20 protein-coding genes, 1 pseudogene and 1 riboswitch are annotated in these 18,617 nt (G+C 36.5%); of the genes and pseudogenes, 8 read left to right on the top strand and 13 right to left on the bottom strand.

Annotated features, from left to right (window positions below):
• Nucleotides 1-82: 82 nt before the first annotated feature.
• The 3 genes from ACQKII_RS18140 (at nucleotide 83) to mgtE (ending at nucleotide 3,860) form a co-directional block, all read left to right on the top strand.
• Nucleotides 83-487 (top strand): DnaD domain-containing protein, encoded by a 405-nt coding sequence (locus tag ACQKII_RS18140; protein ID WP_427461613.1) that lies wholly within the window; start codon nucleotides 83-85, stop codon nucleotides 485-487.
• 74 nt (nucleotides 488-561) lie between these two features.
• The gene (locus ACQKII_RS18135; protein ID WP_427461611.1) at nucleotides 562-1,806 is read left to right on the top strand and encodes a ferredoxin reductase family protein; all 1,245 of its coding nucleotides are present in this window, start codon (nucleotides 562-564) and stop codon (nucleotides 1,804-1,806) included.
• 274 nt (nucleotides 1,807-2,080) lie between these two features.
• A riboswitch (M-box (ykoK) riboswitch) is annotated at nucleotides 2,081-2,246 on the top strand.
• A gap of 255 nt (nucleotides 2,247-2,501) precedes the next feature.
• Nucleotides 2,502-3,860, top strand: coding sequence for a magnesium transporter (mgtE, locus tag ACQKII_RS18130; protein WP_427461609.1), 1,359 nt, complete (start codon nucleotides 2,502-2,504; stop codon nucleotides 3,858-3,860).
• Nucleotides 3,861-4,045: 185 nt separating this feature from the next.
• Here the strand turns inward: mgtE and ACQKII_RS18125 are convergent.
• Nucleotides 4,046-4,179 (bottom strand): annotated as a pseudogene (locus ACQKII_RS18125) (IS3 family transposase); the annotation flags it as partial.
• Nucleotides 4,180-4,433: 254 nt separating this feature from the next.
• Entirely contained in the window at nucleotides 4,434-4,778 is a 345-nt protein-coding gene (locus ACQKII_RS18120; protein ID WP_427461607.1) for a nuclease-related domain-containing protein, read from the bottom strand.
• Nucleotides 4,779-5,347: 569 nt separating this feature from the next.
• On the opposite strand from ACQKII_RS18120, the gene ACQKII_RS18115 reads away from it, so the two are divergent.
• Nucleotides 5,348-5,833, top strand: coding sequence for a hypothetical protein (locus ACQKII_RS18115; protein ID WP_427461605.1), 486 nt, complete (start codon nucleotides 5,348-5,350; stop codon nucleotides 5,831-5,833).
• A gap of 298 nt (nucleotides 5,834-6,131) precedes the next feature.
• Here ACQKII_RS18115 and ACQKII_RS18110 read toward each other — a convergent pair whose 3' ends face one another.
• From ACQKII_RS18110 to ACQKII_RS18085, 6 genes are all read right to left on the bottom strand, one after another.
• Nucleotides 6,132-6,371 (bottom strand): NUDIX domain-containing protein, encoded by a 240-nt coding sequence (locus ACQKII_RS18110; RefSeq protein ID WP_427461603.1) that lies wholly within the window; start codon nucleotides 6,369-6,371, stop codon nucleotides 6,132-6,134.
• Nucleotides 6,372-6,384: 13 nt separating this feature from the next.
• The gene (locus ACQKII_RS18105; protein WP_427461601.1) at nucleotides 6,385-6,654 is read right to left on the bottom strand and encodes a DUF3658 domain-containing protein; all 270 of its coding nucleotides are present in this window, start codon (nucleotides 6,652-6,654) and stop codon (nucleotides 6,385-6,387) included.
• A gap of 15 nt (nucleotides 6,655-6,669) precedes the next feature.
• Complete coding sequence (locus ACQKII_RS18100; protein WP_427461617.1) at nucleotides 6,670-7,500, bottom strand: DUF1835 domain-containing protein; 831 nt, start codon at nucleotides 7,498-7,500, stop codon at nucleotides 6,670-6,672.
• A 487-nt stretch (nucleotides 7,501-7,987) separates the two neighbouring features.
• The gene (locus ACQKII_RS18095) at nucleotides 7,988-8,275 is read right to left on the bottom strand and encodes a hypothetical protein (RefSeq protein WP_427461599.1); all 288 of its coding nucleotides are present in this window, start codon (nucleotides 8,273-8,275) and stop codon (nucleotides 7,988-7,990) included.
• Between the two features lie 105 nt (nucleotides 8,276-8,380).
• Nucleotides 8,381-8,665, bottom strand: a complete 285-nt coding sequence (locus ACQKII_RS18090) for a hypothetical protein (protein WP_427461597.1) — start codon at nucleotides 8,663-8,665, stop codon at nucleotides 8,381-8,383.
• Nucleotides 8,666-8,788: 123 nt separating this feature from the next.
• A complete protein-coding gene (locus ACQKII_RS18085) occupies nucleotides 8,789-11,668 on the bottom strand; it encodes a VWA domain-containing protein (RefSeq protein ID WP_427461595.1) in 2,880 nt (959 codons plus the stop codon).
• Nucleotides 11,669-12,085: 417 nt separating this feature from the next.
• On the opposite strand from ACQKII_RS18085, the gene ACQKII_RS18080 reads away from it, so the two are divergent.
• Entirely contained in the window at nucleotides 12,086-12,499 is a 414-nt protein-coding gene (locus ACQKII_RS18080; protein WP_427461593.1) for a hypothetical protein, read from the top strand.
• Between the two features lie 593 nt (nucleotides 12,500-13,092).
• On the top strand, nucleotides 13,093-14,250 hold the full coding sequence (locus ACQKII_RS18075) for a pyridoxal-phosphate-dependent aminotransferase family protein (protein ID WP_427461591.1): 1,158 nt from the start codon (nucleotides 13,093-13,095) through the stop codon (nucleotides 14,248-14,250).
• Between the two features lie 247 nt (nucleotides 14,251-14,497).
• Here the strand turns inward: ACQKII_RS18075 and ACQKII_RS18070 are convergent, their stop codons facing one another.
• Nucleotides 14,498-14,692: a hypothetical protein gene (locus ACQKII_RS18070; protein WP_143998217.1), complete on the bottom strand. Its 195-nt coding sequence runs from the start codon at nucleotides 14,690-14,692 to the stop codon at nucleotides 14,498-14,500.
• A gap of 221 nt (nucleotides 14,693-14,913) precedes the next feature.
• Nucleotides 14,914-15,159, bottom strand: coding sequence for a YkuS family protein (locus tag ACQKII_RS18065; RefSeq protein WP_427461589.1), 246 nt, complete (start codon nucleotides 15,157-15,159; stop codon nucleotides 14,914-14,916).
• A gap of 139 nt (nucleotides 15,160-15,298) precedes the next feature.
• On the opposite strand from ACQKII_RS18065, the gene ACQKII_RS18060 reads away from it, so the two are divergent.
• Both ACQKII_RS18060 and ACQKII_RS18055 read left to right on the top strand, forming a co-directional pair.
• On the top strand, nucleotides 15,299-15,763 hold the full coding sequence (locus ACQKII_RS18060; RefSeq protein WP_427461587.1) for a hypothetical protein: 465 nt from the start codon (nucleotides 15,299-15,301) through the stop codon (nucleotides 15,761-15,763).
• Between the two features lie 250 nt (nucleotides 15,764-16,013).
• The gene (locus ACQKII_RS18055; RefSeq protein ID WP_427461585.1) at nucleotides 16,014-16,364 is read left to right on the top strand and encodes a hypothetical protein; all 351 of its coding nucleotides are present in this window, start codon (nucleotides 16,014-16,016) and stop codon (nucleotides 16,362-16,364) included.
• A 147-nt stretch (nucleotides 16,365-16,511) separates the two neighbouring features.
• Here the strand turns inward: ACQKII_RS18055 and ACQKII_RS18050 are convergent, their stop codons facing one another.
• The 3 genes from ACQKII_RS18050 to ACQKII_RS18040 are packed head-to-tail and all read right to left on the bottom strand — an operon-like array spanning nucleotide 16,512 to nucleotide 18,449.
• Nucleotides 16,512-16,658 carry a hypothetical protein gene (locus ACQKII_RS18050; RefSeq protein WP_427461583.1) on the bottom strand — a complete coding sequence of 49 codons (147 nt, stop codon included), beginning with the start codon at nucleotides 16,656-16,658 and terminating at the stop codon, nucleotides 16,512-16,514.
• A gap of 11 nt (nucleotides 16,659-16,669) precedes the next feature.
• Nucleotides 16,670-17,986, bottom strand: a complete 1,317-nt coding sequence (locus tag ACQKII_RS18045) for a D-serine ammonia-lyase (RefSeq protein WP_427461581.1) — start codon at nucleotides 17,984-17,986, stop codon at nucleotides 16,670-16,672.
• Nucleotides 17,976-18,449 (bottom strand): YaiI/YqxD family protein, encoded by a 474-nt coding sequence (locus ACQKII_RS18040; protein ID WP_427461579.1) that lies wholly within the window; start codon nucleotides 18,447-18,449, stop codon nucleotides 17,976-17,978. Before ACQKII_RS18040 ends, ACQKII_RS18045 begins: the two co-directional genes overlap by 11 nt.
• Nucleotides 18,450-18,617: the final 168 nt, after the last annotated feature.

Here is an 18,617-nt window from a genome sequence, read left to right as displayed (position 1 = left end):
GAAGGCAAAATTAAAAGATCTGAGTCCGGTACAATACCGGACTCAGATCTTAGAAGCTGCTTAAATTATTTGTCTAACTTTTTTGGGTCAGATCATAGCCGAACAGTTTTATGTTGACAATGGCTTTGGCCCTTTAAACCCCTATGTCACTGAAAAAATCGGTTTTTGGAAAAATGAATTAAGTGAGGATTTAGTCATATTCGCCATGAAAACGGCCATCGACAACAATGTGCCGAAATGGGGCTATGTTACATCAGTGTTAAGGGATTGGCAGCAGAAACAGCTGCAAACAGTGGCAGATGCGGCGATCTATAAGCAATCGTTTCACACAAAACAGCAAGCACTACTTCCACAAAAGCGCACTGAAATCATTCCACATTGGTTCCAGAAGCGTCACATTGGACACACACCTGTGGAAAATGCAGTTCCTGTCGATTTTGAAGCCGAACGCAAAAAAATTCTAACAAAACTAAACAGGCAAACGTAAAATATCAGAAACAAATCAGGTACTTATTGTATACCTAGTAGGGCAAACGATAATAATTAATAATGGAGGTTATTATGAAATCTTTTAAAGGCATGTTATTTATTATAATTATTATGTGTAGTAGCGCTTTACTATGGTATTTTGCGACGCCTAATGAGACAATTTCTGTCATTAATAAGTTCAGCCATATGATTGCAGGCTTGGCCATTACTGGATTCTTTTTAGTATTTTTATTATCTACAAGAATTAAATTCATCGAACGCTGGTTCCACGGTTTAGAGCATGTCTATGTTTACCATAAGTATCTGGCTATTCTTTCTTTGGGGTTAGTGATTTTACATGGGCAATTACAAGATATGGTACCTGACTGGGATGAAGTGAGAGAAACTCACCTCACCGATTTGGCCAAAGATTTTGGAGAACTCGCACAAAATGGCTTTATCGCACTTATTTTGATGGCACTCTTTGCCAAATTTCTGAAATATGAGCACTGGCGCATCATCCATCGGTTATTACTCATCCCTTATGCATTCGGTCTCTATCACGCTTATTTTTCCAGTCGCTATGATTTATTGCAGCCAACGCCTTTAGGCATTTTTACCGCAATTACTGCAACTATCGGATTCATGTCTGCCCTATACATGCTCACGATGTATCAGGACATGCGATTTAAGCACACAGGGAAAATTACTGGCATCCGAAAAATTGCTTCAAGCGCCGTTGAATTAGAATTGACACTCGATAAAAAACTACCTTATCGCAATGGTCAATTCATCTTTTTAAAAATATTTCAAGAAGGCTTAGAGAAAGCACCTCATCCCTTCTCCATTTCAGGTGGGGATGGGCAAAAAATATTTGTCACGATTAAGGCTCTTGGCGATTTTACACAAAAAGTGAATGCACGGATTCAATTGAACACATCTGTAGCTATTGAAGGTCCCTATGGTCATCTAAACTTTGAGGCTGGCAATCAACAGCAACTTTGGGTAGCGGGAGGAGTCGGCATTACCCCCTTTTTATCGTATTTAAAATCGACGCCCTCGAATCAAGATATTGAATTATTTTATACCTATCGCGGTCAGGACGATGCGATGCATAAAGATTTTTTACATGACTTTGCAAAAAATAATCCACATTTCAAAGTGAACTTTATTGATACCACGCAAATGGACAGGCTTTCCTTTGAAAATTATACGGTGCCCGCCGATACCAGCATCTTTATGTGTGGTCCTAAAAAAATGGTGAAACGCTTCGCGAAGCAATTCAAATCCCACAACCGCGACGCCGATCTCAACGTTGAAGCCTTTAAATTTAGATGATGGAACGTGTGACCTTATTGCATGTAGATAATGACAATCAATTTTTAAGCAGTCGTTCATTTTGTAAAAAAGATTGATCAAAAATCCAGTGATATAAGGATTTGTTCTTGTTCAATAAACGGGCCATATTCTTGAATAGGAGACAGACAGCATTATAAAAAAAGTGAATCAAAATGCACTTAATTAGCAGGTTACTTGAGGAAGAGTCAATATAAAGTTTTTTAAAAAAACATTGACTTTTAAAAGATATTCTTTTAGAGTGAACTTGTAAATTAAATATCCTCGTTAGGTGAGGCTCCTGTGTAGGAGATATGCTACTGCCCAGAAATGTCGAAAGACGCCAATGGGTCAACAGAAACCATCGACATAAGGTGGTTTTTAATGTAGCTGGCTTTGTCCTATGCCACACAGTGCTAAAGCTCTACGAATGGAGGAGTAGATTTGCTACAATTTATTTGTTGTGCAATCAATGTACGTATATAGTACTGTGTAAACACCTTCATTCGTTATGAAGGTGTTTTATTTTTTTGTGAGGTGAGGAAAATGGATAACTATTCAGAACCAGACTCGAAATATTATAAAAACGAACTAAATACACAGAATATCCATGAGGAATCTTAAATTATCTTTCTTAACGATTGTTTTATCGTTGGGGGAGTATTCTTTTGTTCCTCAATGAAGGAGTGGTTGTTAAAATGATTAAAAACATGCCAAAAGACCAACTAACGCTTCAAATTATTAAGGCATTAAAAGAAGGAAAACAGAAAGAATTCCAAGCAATATTAAAGGAACTTCAGCCTTATGATATTGCACGAATTTTTGAGGGGTTACCAAAAAAACATCATACACGTTTCTTATTGTTTCTTACGCCTGAACAAATCGCTGAACTCATTCAAGAGCTTGAAAAAGTACATCAATTAAAAGTTCTTAATAAATTAGGAATCGAAAAATCAGGACAGGTAATGGATTTAATGGATAATGATGATTTAGCTTCATTATTAGAAAACCTATCTCCTGATAAAATTGAAGAACTTCTTTCAGGTATGAAGCAAGAAGAATCAAAAATTGTTCAAAATATCATGAATTATCCTCCTGAAACGGCAGGACGAATCATGACAAACCGTTTTGTGTGGATTCCTCAACACTATACTATTCGAGAATCAGTTGATAAACTTAAAATATTCGCAGAATTTTCAGAAACGATTAACTATTTATATGTAATTGATAATGATAAAAAATTAGTAGGTGTTGTATCCTATCGAGATTTAATAATAAGTGATGAATTTGAAAAGATTCAGGATATTATGTATAGCAGAGTGATCTCCGTTTCTGCTGAAACGGATCAAGAAGAAGTAGCTCGTGTAATAGAGCGTTATGATTTTTTATCAGTTCCTGTTGTTGAAAAAAATAATGAATTAGTAGGAATTGTAACAGTTGACGATATTATTGACGTTGTTATCAAAGAAGCAAACGAAGATATTGAAAAACTTTCGGCATCTGGTAAAGCCATTGATTTTGACACGAAGGCACACGTGGCTGCGTATCGCCGACTTCCCTGGCTTATTTTACTTTTATTTATCGGATTAGTTTCAGGAACCATTATTAGTGGTTTTGAGGAAACATTATCCAAAGTTGTCGCACTTGCCTTCTTTATGCCTATGATTGCTGGGATGACTGGAAATACGGGTACTCAATCATTAGCTGTTGTTGTAAGAGGTCTAATTACTACCGATACTAATAAAGGAGTAGTTTTTAAACTTATTATTAGAGAACTTAAAGTTGGATTGATTATAGGCATTACCTGTGGCATATTAATCTCGATTATAGCCTATATTTGGCAAGGAAATCCGGTTCTAGGTTTAGTTGTTGGAAGTTCATTAGTTGTGACTCTAATTATTGGGACTTTAGCTGGGACCATTATTCCGTTAATCTTATATAAATTTAAAATCGATCCAGCAGTGGCATCTGGTCCACTAATTACAACTCTAAATGATATCCTATCATTACTTATTTACTTTGGAATTGCAACAATGTTTATTTCAAAATTGATGTAAAGACTTAATTACAAAAGTTCCTGTAGATTAAAGATCTTCCACAATCAGGCGCGATTGAGGAACAACATGAAAATGATCAAACTTTTTTAAAATCTAACCTAATCTGCTGAAAAAGAATCCATTTTGATCAATCTTGAACTGAACCCTATAAAGTAGACAGTTTAATAAAAAGACCATTCGCTACATTAAACAGCGATTAAATGACTTCGGTATATGCTGCCGGAGTCATTTTTTTTAATGTCCATTGCTTTCTTGTATTGTTGTAGTACTCCATATAATCATCCACCATATATTTTAATTCTGCTATGCTTTCAGCTTCCAATAAAAAGAAGTAACCAACCTCCGCTAACGGCATGTAAGCAGGGTGGTTACTCTTTGAGTTAAACATTCTTATTACTGGCCAACCGCACTTCAAGCGGTATGTCAGCTAAATTGACTGAGTGTTACAGCACTCAGTCTTTTTTCATTCTATGTTAATTTTAACATATGCATACAAAAAACACACAAGTATGAACATTTTTAATAATGATAAGCCGCAAACTCTTTGCGAATATAACAATCATCTCCGCTTCTTCATTCCTTCACCTCGATTAAATAAATCCCTTGCGAAAATCCACAGTTTTTCGATTCAATCACATAAAGTCCCGTTCGATCTATATAAAGTAAATCGAGCTCCGTCATGTCCTGAGACTTTCTTTTTGGTACATAGACATTGACTAATTGCTTATGACTTTTCAGTGCATGCTTTTCGATGATTCGTGATGTTAAATACTCGCCATAAATGCCTTTATTGAGCATAACCGGCAACAAATTATGATGTGTCATTTCATAATAAATACTTTTTCTAAAATTTCGTCGTTTTAAATAAAAAGCTACCGCGACCATTATACATACTAATAATAACCCGAATAAAATCAAACCCTCACCCCTAGTAATAGCGACATTTCTGCTAAGATTCTCCTAGATGGCTACAAGTACTAAAACCATCCACAATAATTTCTTTTAACATCAACATTTGTACTATTGTTTTGTCAACTGGCATATCCTTTGTCGATGTTTCTTTTATATAAGTATACCAACATTTTCTAACATAATTGTATTTTTTATGGTTCATCACCAAAAAGATCTGGTTGACATTTTAAAATGTAATATAAGTTTGCTGGAGCGCGCCAGTGTGACTCTTAGGGGATTAAGCGCCCAAGATGAGACCCTGAAGCGAGCAACGCGAGTGAAGCGGCTCATCGGGCGCCCCCAAGAAAGCACACTGGCAGAGCGGAAGGCAACCACAAGTTATGGTGAAGAGTTTTTTTTATCAAATTTCCAATTCATCAGCCAATAGTTTCGTTCATAAGATACTTTAGTATTCGCTAAATATTTCCAGTGTACTTCTGGGAATACCGCTAAAAATTACATAATAAATGGCATAGCTTTAATATTCTAGTATTTGTTATGATAAGAAAGCATTTTCAAGAGAGGGAGGTTTTTTAATGAGTTATGATTCTTATTATAGTGATTATGATGCAGTCTTTGGTGGTTTGCTGATTATTGCCATTTTAGTGGGTATTGTCTTAGCTATTATTGGTTATTTCGTAAGTGCACTGATTTATTATACGACGTCTAAAACAAATGGCTTTAGCGATGTTGCTTATATTGCTTGGATTCCGTTAGTGAATATTTATAGTCTGTTCTTATTAACTGCAAATAGTGATGATGACACAACTATTCGTGCCATTGCGAAAAAGTATACACTGATTTATTTCGGGTTATTGATTGTATCATTTATCCCAGTAATCGGGATTATCGCTTCAATCGTAATGGCTGGTTTTGTTCTTTATTACTCGTATCGTTTACTGTATCGTTGGACAGGTGAAACGGGCAAAGCTGTTCTTTACATCATTTTGACATTTATCACAGGTGGATTATTCTTTGCGATTTACGGCTTAATGCGCATGAATCGTCCGTTCAATGCATAATTACTTGCACACATCCCGTGCATACAAAAAATCCTCTTTCGTCTAAGCAGACTGAAAGAGGACTTTTCATTTTTTAAAAATATCAGCTGAATCATTTTACTTGTCTTAATGCTTCATTTACTGCCCAGCTTTGATGTTCGTGGAATAAGCTTCCGATTGCCTGCATGGCTTCAATCCATTTAAGGTAGTTGTCTGCTTCTGTTGGTGTACTGATGATTTCACCAATGTCACATAAATAGAAATAACCTTCACTTAGAAAATATTTATCTTCATTTGTAGCATAAAAATATCTTCGACCTCATCCTAGAAAACGCCCTATTTCAATAGCCATTCCCATTTCTTCTAGTGCTTCTCTTTTTAAACAATCTTGGTGTGACTCATTCGTTTCTATTCCACCGCCTGGAAGAAAATACTGGCCATCGCCAGTTTGGATAACTGCTATTTTCTCTTTCTGACTATCGAACATTACACCATAAACAGCAGGTCTCCATATGTAATCTTGCCCTTCTTCTTTTTCACCAAATGTAATAATCCCCATCATTACATCTCCTTTAAACGCGTAGTTGAATTTGGTAATGCCTCATGGACTTGGGTATTCCTTTTAATGCAAGCACGCCACTATAGACTAAATACCTAATTCTATATTCTAAAAAGAATATATTAGCAGCCCCGTTCATTTGTGTGAAAAGTTCGCCAATGACCTCACCCGTCTGAATGAAATCTTTGGTTACTTGCTCACTATGCAACTGTTCTATTGTCGAAAGGATGACTGGATCGAAATGATGTTCTGGGACACTTGTTATTTCTTCATTCATCCACAAGCGCAAGACGTCTTTTTACTGTGACAATGCTTCCCAATCCTGCTGTAGTACGAGACGTTCTCGATCGGTTAATGGTTTCTTTTCAGTGTTTTTTTCAAATAGTCTTCTTAGATGTGTCGATTCCATTTGACTTGTATGGGAATAATGCTGATTGTCAAGCGTACCATTATTTGCATTGCACGCAGTGGTGTTAATAAGAAAAATTTCATTTGTTTTATGTCGTAAATAATAGAGAAAAAAACGAAGCCCAATTTGTTCATCCGCATTATCACCATACCAAATATAGATTGGAAGCTGATGAGGGATATCTTCTATTTCAAGCAATGTATTGCTAAATTTAACTTGATAGTCATCATTATCTAGCTCGTAGTTAATATTTTCATACAACCATTCATGGCGGTATGCTTGACCTATTTCTTCTTCTAGCTTCCACAAAGGCCCGATAGAAAAAGCGTCTGGAAACCCAATGACCTGTTTACGCGGTTCCAGGGCTACTCGAATGGAGCCTGCTGCAGATTCGGAGGAAACGATATGAACCGCATGCATACGAGCATCTGCCGCTTCATGGGATGTAGCATGGCGATAATGCTGAATTTGTGTATTGATTTCTTCTACTATTTTGACCAAATCCTGTTGAGCAAACCAGTAGGATTGCCCTTCAAGAGGTTCGCTTTTTTCATGATGAAACGTTGCCCATTCCTCCCCATGATTTAATGCAAACGTCGCCCATTTACCTTCACTTAAATCCGATATATTCAAATATCTTTGTGTGTCAATTTTATAAACAAAAACGATATTTGGCTCCATTAAAAAATAAATAAATGGAGGATTCACTTTCGATTTCATCACAACCAACCCCCTACTAACTAAATTTTACCATACCAGCTTGAAATGTCTTTACCCATTGTTTCAATTGAGTACTACTTTTATTTTAAATTCAGTCGAATAGACTTTATTTTTTCTACTCATAGAAAAACCCCCTCCAGACATGTAATTGACTATAATTATAGCCTTTTTCACATTTCCTACTTAAAGGGGATAATATCATTCGCTACTTATGTTCAAAAAGAAAACACCCGTCTCGTGACGATTGGGCCGCGTGTACCGCTACAAGGGTGCTTTGAATGATCTTTCCACTGGTGACTGGTGTGGTCTTACTTTGTTGGTAAACAGACGACAAAGATCTAGACCCGAAACCAATGCGTTGCTTTTTAAGTACAGATGTTGAGCTAACAACTGAACAAATCTTAACGTATATAAAAGGGCAAAGCTTAGTTCAAGATTACTCAGTTAAATCAACTTGATTATTTTTGTGCAACGCTAGTGAAATTATTTATAAATATAAAATCCTCATAATTATTGCAACTAAGATAAAAGGTAGTGGGATGATTAGTATCATACTCAATAAAGCTAAAAAGCTACCACTTTCTTTTCGATGGCGAATCATATAAACAACATTAGGTATAAATAGAATAAATACAAGTTGTGGTATAATACCAACCATAAACGAAACATACGTCTCTTTCTCACCAAACAGTAAAATTCCAAATATTAGCAAAAGTGCAAAAAATATATATACAGGGGATAGCTTTATATTAAAAATCATAAATTTAGAAAACATTCAATCACTCCTAAAAAAAATGAGCTGCAACTGCAATTTAATCAGGAAAAGCAGTTAGCAGTGATTGTTAACGATTATATTATTGTGTAACGTTAGTGAAATTACTTATATATATAAAATCCACAAAGCTATCGCAATTAAGATATAAGGCTGGGGGATGATTAGTATCATACCCAAAAAAGCTAAAAAGCTACCACTTTCTTTTCTATGGCGAATCATATATACAATATTAGGTATTGATAGTAAAAATTCAATTTGTGCTATAGCAATAACTATATCCGAAACATAAATCTCTCTACCAAAAAGTACAATTTCAAATATTAATGCAAGCGCTAATATGATATATGCAGGGGATAGCTTTATGTTAAAAATCATAAATTTATAGAACATGAAATCACCTCTGTAAAAATATTACAAGAGAGGAGCAACCCCCTCCCTCATTTTTTTCAAAAGAAATTACCCATATTTTCAAAGGTTTTTCGCAAAAAATCAAGAAAGAACTGGCTAGATTGGCTAAGTCCAAATAACGATAACTTGCCAAAAAATCGTATTGAACTGGGCTAAAGAATGAGCATGCTTATTTAAAATCGTCTTATCGAAATAAGGTGTAGGATCTTTTCCCAAACGTTCAGCAAATAGAGGAACAGCTTCAGACAAAGGGTCCCCTTTAATGCTGTAGTTTGTAATATATTGGTTGTACTTATCATCGCTAATCCGACCAAATGGAATAGCTGATGTAAATACTGAAACTAACTTTGATCCCGGTGTATACGGATATAGGAAAGGTGCTGCGTTAAATGTATAGGCCTGTCCAAAGATATTACTTCTTGCGAATATATCCTTAGCCTTGTCTATCTTTCTACCATTCAAGAAATGTTTGTATACTTCGTTTTCAATAATGTCATGTGTCACCACTTGTGCTAAGAAGCCTCCTAGAGAATGCCCTGTCACAAATACCTTGGTTTTGTCAGTATTCCCCAAATTAATTAGCGTATCTCCTGCAAATCGATCTGCAATAGGAACTTGGAAATTGTTATTGTATGATAATATAGCTAAATCATTAATACCATCAAGTATATCGTCAGTTCCCCTGTAGGCAAAAACAACCATATTCCCTTTCTTAAGAGCTAATCCACCAAATCCGGTAAACACACTATCTTTAGCATTGATAATCTTCCACCCTTTAAGATGTGCTTGGTTTATTCCGAGGTCTCTTATTGTATCAGTTATAGAGGTAATACGTGTAGTCGATAAATCAATCCCGTTTTTTCCAAGATAACCTTCTACATTCTCATAAGCCAATGTACTCATAAATACAGATAGATGCTCTGTAAAGTTGTATTTATTTCTGTTGCTATCGGACTCATCCCCATCTTTTTTGTAGTCATAGTCTGTGTCCGGGTTCCATGGGTCGGATTTCATAACGTAGTATCCGCCACCACGAGAGTTAAATTGAGGCAGAATCTCTTGACCGTCTTCAAGTCCATCATTATCTATATCTTTGACATACTTGTTCGTATAAATGATTTCACCGTTACCTAGCCTCATCCCCCTTGTTTCCATACAATCTGTGAGGCCGTCTCCATCAGAGTCAATTATGCATGTTTCTTCAGCCACATCATCAAATACGCCATATAACTTCCATGCATCACTAGCATAAAAGTACTTACCTCCCGTGCTAGTCGCTATTCTATCCAATAATGATTGATTCACACTGCTCCCCAAGCCGATGGTAAATATAGTTACATCGTTATCACGGGCATAATCTAGAGCACTATCATTCCAATTACCCTCTCCATCCGTTAAGATAATCAGATATTTGACATTTTCATCACGCCCATTATTGGCAATTTCTTTTACGCCTTCATTTACTGCTTTATATATATCTGTTCCGCCACTGTTATCAGACTTGTCTATGGCATTCTTTACTTTTTGTTTGTCAGTTGTTAACGCGACTACTGTGCCAGCATAGCTATCAAAGTCAACCACGGCTGCTCTGTCTTGCTCTGTAAGCTTATCAACAAAGTTATTTGCTGCTTCTTTTCTTAATTCACCCGGGTCATTCCAAACCATGCTTCCAGAAGAATCAATAGAAAATACTATATCAATGTTTTTAATTTTCCCATTATTATCTACCCTAGGAAGACTGATTTCCTTTTCCCATACTTCATCCCACGCAATTTCGTTCAAAAGTAAATATGTACTGAAATGATTTACTACCGCTGTTACTTTTTCAGAAGATGCATCATGAGTTTGATTAGGAAGCTTTTCTAACAGCATGGCATCTTCATTGTAATAGAAAATAGCTGGTTTAAATTCTCCCTCAATTTTTGAAGCATCATACGTGAATGTTATTTCTGCTTCATCGAATTCAATATCTGTATTAAAATCGAATGGTGCACCGATAACAGGTGCTCCCTCTAGGAATGCATCCGTTCCTTCGATATTGGTAATGGTTGTTGAATTAGCCATGCTAGCTTTTGATTGAATTTTTACAGAAGGAGATACAACCTCATTCTTATCAAACTTTCCTGCTTCTGTTACTTTTTCAACCATTTCATCCCCATCAAGAATGCCATTGCCGTCTGTGTCAGGGTTAAGAGGATTAAAACCTAGTTCCTCCTCTAAGCCATCAACCACCTTATCACCATCTGTGTCATCGTTTAATGGGTCTGTACCTCTCTCTAATTCTAGCCCATCATTCCATCCATCACTGTCACTGTCTGCATTTTTGGGGTCTGTTCCCAACTCTAATTCTTGTAGATTTGTCAATCCATCTTCATCTAAATCCTCATCTCCGTCACTCACACCGTTCCCATCAGTATCTTTTAGTGTCGGATTAGTTAACGTAAACTGCAGCTCGTAATTATCCTCTAAGCCATCTTTATCTGTATCTTTTTCATGCATATTGGTTCCAAGGCTTAGTTCTTGATAATCGAACAACCCATCCCCATCCGTGTCCTTTGTATAATCTGTTGGGACTGGTTCAGATAGAGGGCTTTTGCTGTTATTCTTGTAATACCCAATTTTATAAAAATACTCTATTCCTGCTTGGATTGAATTATCTTGGTAATTGTCACTAAACTTTCCCTCTACTATTGCGAGAAGCTCGTACTCTCCTTTTTCTGTTGTACTTCTATAAATTTCATACCCCTTTGAAGAATGCTCGACATCCCATGTTAGATTTACTGCAATTTGATTTGTTGAGAAATCATAGTACCACTCGTTATGCAGTTCCATGCTTTCCCCCTTTATTGATGTATCTTGTTGTGGATTCTTGTTGGATTGAGCGAATACTACATCTTGTTTTACTGGAACAAATAGTGAACTACTAAGCATTGACAACGTTAATATACTTGCAGCTAAAGTGTTCTTAATTTTTCTTTTATCCACAAAACCACTTCCAGTGCTATCGATTTTTGCTAGGTAAACCTCAACCCTCCTAGTGCAGAAAATTTTCCCATAAATAATTATAGCCTATACTAGTTCTATAATACTATGATATTTTTCTGACTATTTACAATTCTCTAAAAATAGCAACGATTGTTATAGCCCCTTTCATGATATACCAGTTTATATTAAAACATCTGGTTATTTATTATTATTTAATTTTTTTAAAAGTCTTTGATGAGGTGAATACAGCCCATATGGATTTCTTTAAAATATGCTCAAAAAAAATTGTATAGATTTAAAGTTCTACTAATTGCTATTATTAAAGTAGATTTCAAGAAAAGGAGGTTTTTTGATGAGTTATTATAATGATGAATTCTTTGCTAATATTATGGTAATTATTTTTTTTCGAGCCTTGTATTGCCTATTATCATCGATTATATTTTTATTTCACTGATATATTTTATGACGTCCAAAACGAATGGCTTTAGCGATGTTGCTTATATTGCTTGGATTCCCCTTATTAATTTTTATAACCTTTCTCTATTGACCGCAAATGGTGATGATGATAGTGCTGGTCGTGCAGCTGCGAAAAAGACTACACTCATTTTTATGGGATTATTTATTGTTACATTCTCATTAATCCCAATAATTTGCTATCTTACTTTTCTCATAACAGTTGGGTATGTTATTTATTACTCATTTCGTTTACTATATCGTTGGTCAGGTGATACAGGCAAAGCCATACTCTATATCATTTTGTCGATTATCACAGGTGGTTTATTCTTTATGATTTATGGCTTAATACATATGAATCGTCCGTTCAAAGCCTAATTACAACTTATTGGGATTAACATCCTGCTCGTCATTTTGTATTCAAATACCAAGTATTTCGGAATGCTTACCCTTTTTTCTCCTCTAGCTTCCTCAATGGGTGATGGAGAAGAAATCAGGAAATCCGATCAAATTTTTGGTGGTTCAAGCGCTCCCCTCATTGAACCTTCTTTAGATTTAGAACAAACGACATGAACCGTCAGCATAGTAGTATTTGTTTTGTTACTTCAGGGTATATAGAACGATGCACCATTAATGATTTCTACCACTTTGTACAGTTCTTCTTGCTCTAAATTAAATACCCACCCCTCAAGAGATTTTTTTCTTCATGATGAAATGCATCCAATTGTCATTTTGCTGTAATTCATAGTCCTTCCATTTAAAAATTTTCATCAAGTCCTATTCCCCTAGATAATCTTGTATTTCAATTTATTTTTTGACCAAACTTGAAATTTTAGAGAAGCTAGCGTTATTCATTTTCACATTCTCTAGTTTTCTTCTCCATTTTTGAAAAAGAAGTTAGCTCGCAGGATAAATATGTTATATTATAGTTAGAAAATTTTGAATTTCATAAACAAAGGGGATCCGTAATTATGTATGAAAATATTTTAAGACATCCAGGGCCAACACCTATTCCAAAAAAAGTTCAACTTGCCATGAATCGGGATATCTTCAGCCATCGAAGCAATGAATTTGTCGAGCTATACCGCGAAACAATTGAACTTGTTAAGCCGATTTTTGGGACACAGCAAGAAATTTTACTACTGCCTTCAGGCGGTACAGCCGCATTAGAAGCTGCGGCAGTCAATACCGTTTCTGCTGGAGAAGATGTTGTTGTCATTACTGTTGGGGCTTTTGGCGACTACTTCGTTTCGATTTGCGAAAAATATGGCTTTAACGTACATAAGCTTGAAAAACAATGGGGGCAAGCGTGTGCGGCTGAGGAGTTACGACAATTTTTACAGCCGTTACAAAATATTAAAGCTATTTTTGTCACGTACAATGAAACGTCAACCGGTATTTTAAACCCAATTGCTGAATTGGCACAGGTTGTACGCGAAGAAAGTGATGCGCTATTGATTGTGGACGGCGTTAGTTGCATTGGCGGAGCACCCGCTGAAATGGATGCATGGGGCGTTGATATTCTCGTTACTGGCTCACAAAAGGCGATGATGCTACCGCCTGGTCTTTCTCTTGTTAGTGTGAGCGAAAGAGCATGGCAAGTGATTGAAGAAAATAAAGCACCTTCTTATTACTTAAATTTAGCAAGCTATCGTAGTTGGGCACAAAAAGGCATGACACCGAATACCCCTGCGATTACGCTCATTTATGGACTACATGAGGTTTGCAAACTCATTGAGGCAGAAGGAGGCTTTGCCAAAACCGTTGCACGTCATGCGCTGATGAAAGATATGGTGCGCAGTGCAATGAAAGCACTTCATATCGGACTTTTAACGGCTGACGAATATGCATCACCAACGATTACAGCCATCATGGCGCCAGAAGGAATTGCACTAGGTGATTTCTTAACGCATCTAAAACAACAATATCATCTAGATTTTGCTGGCGGACTTGGTCATTTACAAGGCCAAATTTTCAGATTCGGGCATATGGGCTATTGCTTCCCTAGCGATGTTTTACAGGCTATTTCTTTAATGGAAGCTGCGTTGCAAGACTTTTCTTACAGCTTTGAGCCAGGTGCGGGCGTGCGCGCAGCCCAAGAAGTATTTTTAGCAGCGCAACGTAATTAACTGAAGATGCCCTTAACCTTGCTTCGTCACAAATAAGGCTTAACGCTTTTTTGGTTGAACTTATTGTTCTATCGACGCAGGTTCGTGACACAAATTATGTATTGAAAACAAAAATTAAAAAAGCATTCGTAGACTGGGGACTGCCCCCCTGCCCTATGAATGCTTTTTCATTTCTTTTAGAGTGCATTTCCTGACCATCTGTTAGCTAACTAAAAGCACGGGGATGGATGCCCGATTTTTCCATTCATTAAACACCCATTTTTCTACGAGTATTGCTAGTTTTTTTCGCTTGCTGGCTTTTCATTTTTTTTGTTGAAAGGTCAGCATTCTGTTTGCCTTTATTAGCAGAAGACTGGTTCTTTTTGTTTTCAAGCTGCTTCTTTACTGCCTCTTGCAGGCTGATCTTCTTTTTTGGTGCTTCGGATTGTTGATTCTCGGTCATAGGAAATTCCCCCTTTTAATACGTTAGTTAGTCCAGTATAATCTATTTTCTCTTATTTGTGAAATTTTGCCCTAGGAATGAGATAGGTACATAAATAATTATGGTCAACAGGTTTAGTACTATGCCCTCATGGAATCATTGTGATCAAACCTGCTATACACATCAAAAAATGCTACCCTTGAAGTCAAAAAAGACTCCGCAGATAGCATTTTGTTCATCATTTAGTTAAAAAATTTCTCTACACGCTGAATAACTTCGTCAGCCGAAAGACCATTCGCATCAATGACAGGTCCTGCCATTACAGGATCGCTAATGCCCATTACATTTTTATCTTGTCCTGTGATTACACAGGCATCACATTTTTTTGCATCCTCTTCATGGCGAAGCTGTAGCACTTCATATCCTTGTGCTTTTAATGCTTCTTCAACATTTGATAATGATTGCTCAACACCAATTATTCTAGACAATATTCTTCCACCTCCTATATGTAATGTGTCATTTAGCATTGCGAATTATTCACTGCATTCGTTTTTTTGCACTATACTAAAGAAAGTATATAAATAATCTTTAATGATGGACTGATGGAACTAAAAAGTGGGGTGTGAAATGAAGTTATTTACAGGGATGTTCTTAGTTTTTATCCTGACAGGATGCTTAGCAGAAGATTATGATGTTGGTGTGCCAACTGCTCATTTACATGTTGAAAGCTTTACGCCATCTGTACAATTAACCGAAGCAAATATCAATTGGGGTGCATCGAGTGAAGATGTACATCAAACAATCGATGATATTCAGAAATTCGGATTATCACAAAATGAAATAAAGATTTTTGCGAATGAAAAAGCTACTGTAGATTTTGAAGAAAACGAAGAAAATGGTGGAGATATTTGGACAGATCCCGAAACCCAAATAATCGTTGCTCTTCTGAAAGATGAACATCGCACCAAACTCGACATGAATGATTTAAGTGAATTTCGATTCCCAACGAACAAAGGGAGATATGTTTTAATAGTTGAATTTATAAGTGCAAGCGGATCTGCTCAATATGTAGGGAATGTCTTAATTCAGTGATATTTAATATTTATTATTGTTAAACTAGGAGGCTTTCGTTGAATATTCGATTCACGAAATACTCAAATCAAAACAGGTATGATCCCACATTTTTTTATAGAATCATCACTGTTTTTTATCACAAAACTGTAAAAGCACCAATCATTGAGAAAACAGCTTAATGCAATGAGATTAAATGTTTGATTGTACTCACGAAGGAGTTTAGTTGAATAAGACTCTAATTTAAAAACCTAAACAATTAGGGGGAAATATGAAGTATTTAATTAAAATGTTCGCAGTTATAATTTTCATTTTACTATTGGCAGGTTGTACTGGTTCTCCAGGTGAAGAAACACCAGGCTATTTGACTAAAAAACAAGTGCTGAAGAAAAATCCTGAAGCAGACTATTTTGTACTCAATGATGACGTTTATGTAAGAGGAATTGATTGGGTAGAGACAGTTGAATTAACAAAAGGTGAGATAATTGGGGAAATTGAAGAAGGTATGGCAAGTGATTTACCTCTGGGAACTAAAATTATCGCACCAAAAGAAAGAAGAGATATTCTTATAGTAGAAAATAACGGAATAGAGATAAGATATTTAGTTCAACTGGGAGAGTAATCAAAAAGTTGTTCAACTAACGGAGACTTTCATTGAATATTCGTTTTACGAAAGATCAACACAAAAAGCCAGAGTTGATTCTACAAGAATTTGTAGATTAATTTTGTCTTTATGTGTTAACCGCAACAACCTTTGAGAAGACAGTCTTCATTTTGTCATGATCTTCTCTAAAGATTGACATTGAACTTGAAAGTTTTGAATGACAATCCCACTCATACACCACCAGTCGTCATAGCTTAGCACGCTCATGTTCACTGGTGGTATATTTGGAGAAATATAAATAAATGGACGCATTTAACGTAACCTCATACCTTCTGCAAATACTCCTCGCGCATCTCCTGAGGTACCATACTACCGCCAGTTGCCCACACAAGATGCGTCGCCTGTGCCATTTTCTCTGTTAATGCATGCTTCTCTAAATAAGCTTGCCCATTTTTCATCAATTGAATGGCACCAAACATTCCCGCATGGGCAGATGGCTCTAAAAATAGCTCCTCGGATTCCATGGCTAAAGCGAGTGATGTAAATAATTCTTCATCCTTCACTGTATAACAGCCATTAATATAAGTTTCCATCACTTTCCCAACAAATTTTGAAGCTCGCCCTACTGCTAAGCCATCCGCTTCTGTTTTATTGTCCAGACCGATATCCTCTACACTAATGGCGTCATGTAAACCTGTCATTAACCCAATGGTCATGCAAGGAGATGCCACCGGTTCAGCAAAGAAAATATGGACGTGTTCTCCGAAAATTTCACGTAAACCGTACGCTACCCCGCCTGGTCCACCACCAACACCACATGGTAAATACACGAACAATGGATGGGTATCATCCACTATAATGTTCGTCTTTTCACATTGAACCTTTAAACGCTTTGCTGCCACCGCATATCCGGCAAATAAGTCCTTTGAGTTCTCATCATCTATAAAATGACACAATGGATCTTGTTCGGCTTCCTGACGACCTTGTTCAACAGCTACACTATAATCTGCTTGATATTCAATAACGGTTGCACCTTTCTCTCGCAGTAATGCCTTTTTCCACTCTTTTGCGTCACTGGACATATGTACAACAACATTAAAGCCGAGTTTTTTGCCAATAATGCCGATACTTAATCCTAAATTGCCTGTAGAACCTACTGCAATCGTGTATTGTTGGAAGAATGATCTGAGTTCTTCTGTTGCTAAAACGGCATAATCATCCTCTTTTTTTAGTTTTCCATGAGCCATGGCTAGTCGTTCCGCATGCTTTAACACTTCATAAATTCCGCCACGTGCTTTAATAGAGCCTGAGATCGGTAAAGCATAATCGCATTTCAATAGGAATCGACCTGGTATCGATAGATGATATTGTTTTTCAAGTGCCTCTTTCATAGCAGGTATCTCTTGTATAGATGATTCAATAAGACCCTTACTTTTCGCAAGCTCAGGAAATGCTACTATTAAATAGGAAGAAAAGCGTTTAAGCGTTTCTTCCGCATCCTCTACTTCCTGCATCGAAAAGAGCTCCGTTTTTGCCGTTTTTATCCATTTTGTATTTTTCCAAAAGACAGTATCTTCATTTGCCATGTCTTTTAGTAACGGATATCGATCGAATAGTTCGTGTTTACGCTCATTTTCCATCTGCTGATTCCTCCGTTTTCTTTGCTAAAATTGCTCGTTCACAAATTTGTCGAAATTTCAATTCGAACGAAATATTGTTTTCTTGCGTTCGTTTTTTAGGTCCCTTGGTTCGTCCACCTGCACGCCTGATTTTCTGTCCAACATGGCGCATATCGAGCAAACGTTCGATGTTTTCATTTGACATTTCACGCCCATTTTGATCGATTGGATATCCCCCTCTCGCCAAAACCATGGCTGCTAGACCATAATCCTGTGTAATGACAATATCGTGTTTTGAAAGCGCATTCACTAGCGTGAAATCAACCGAATCAGGACCCTTGGGCACCATAATTGTTATTACGTTATCACGTTCAATACGGTGTGATGTATCGCAAAACAAGATAGTTTCAATCTCATACTCAGATGATATAGAAAGCGCTAAATCCACGACTGGACAGGCGTCAGCGTCAATTAATAACTTCACAATAAGGCATCATTCCCTTCTCATAATTAGATGAATCAATCACCTGTTTATTATTTTAATATAATTATTTCAGCACCCTGCTTGCTCATTTTTTCACAAACTTAACGTCATTGGAAAAAGTATTTTATTGAATAGTGCGAAAAATAGATATACGATACCCCTATCAAA

Source organism: Lysinibacillus sp. NPDC048646, assembly GCF_050272295.1.
Taxonomy (GTDB): Bacteria; Bacillota; Bacilli; order Bacillales_A; family Planococcaceae; genus Lysinibacillus.
The sequence above is the reverse complement of the archived record's forward strand: the minus strand, read 5'-3'. Positions and strand labels throughout refer to the sequence as shown.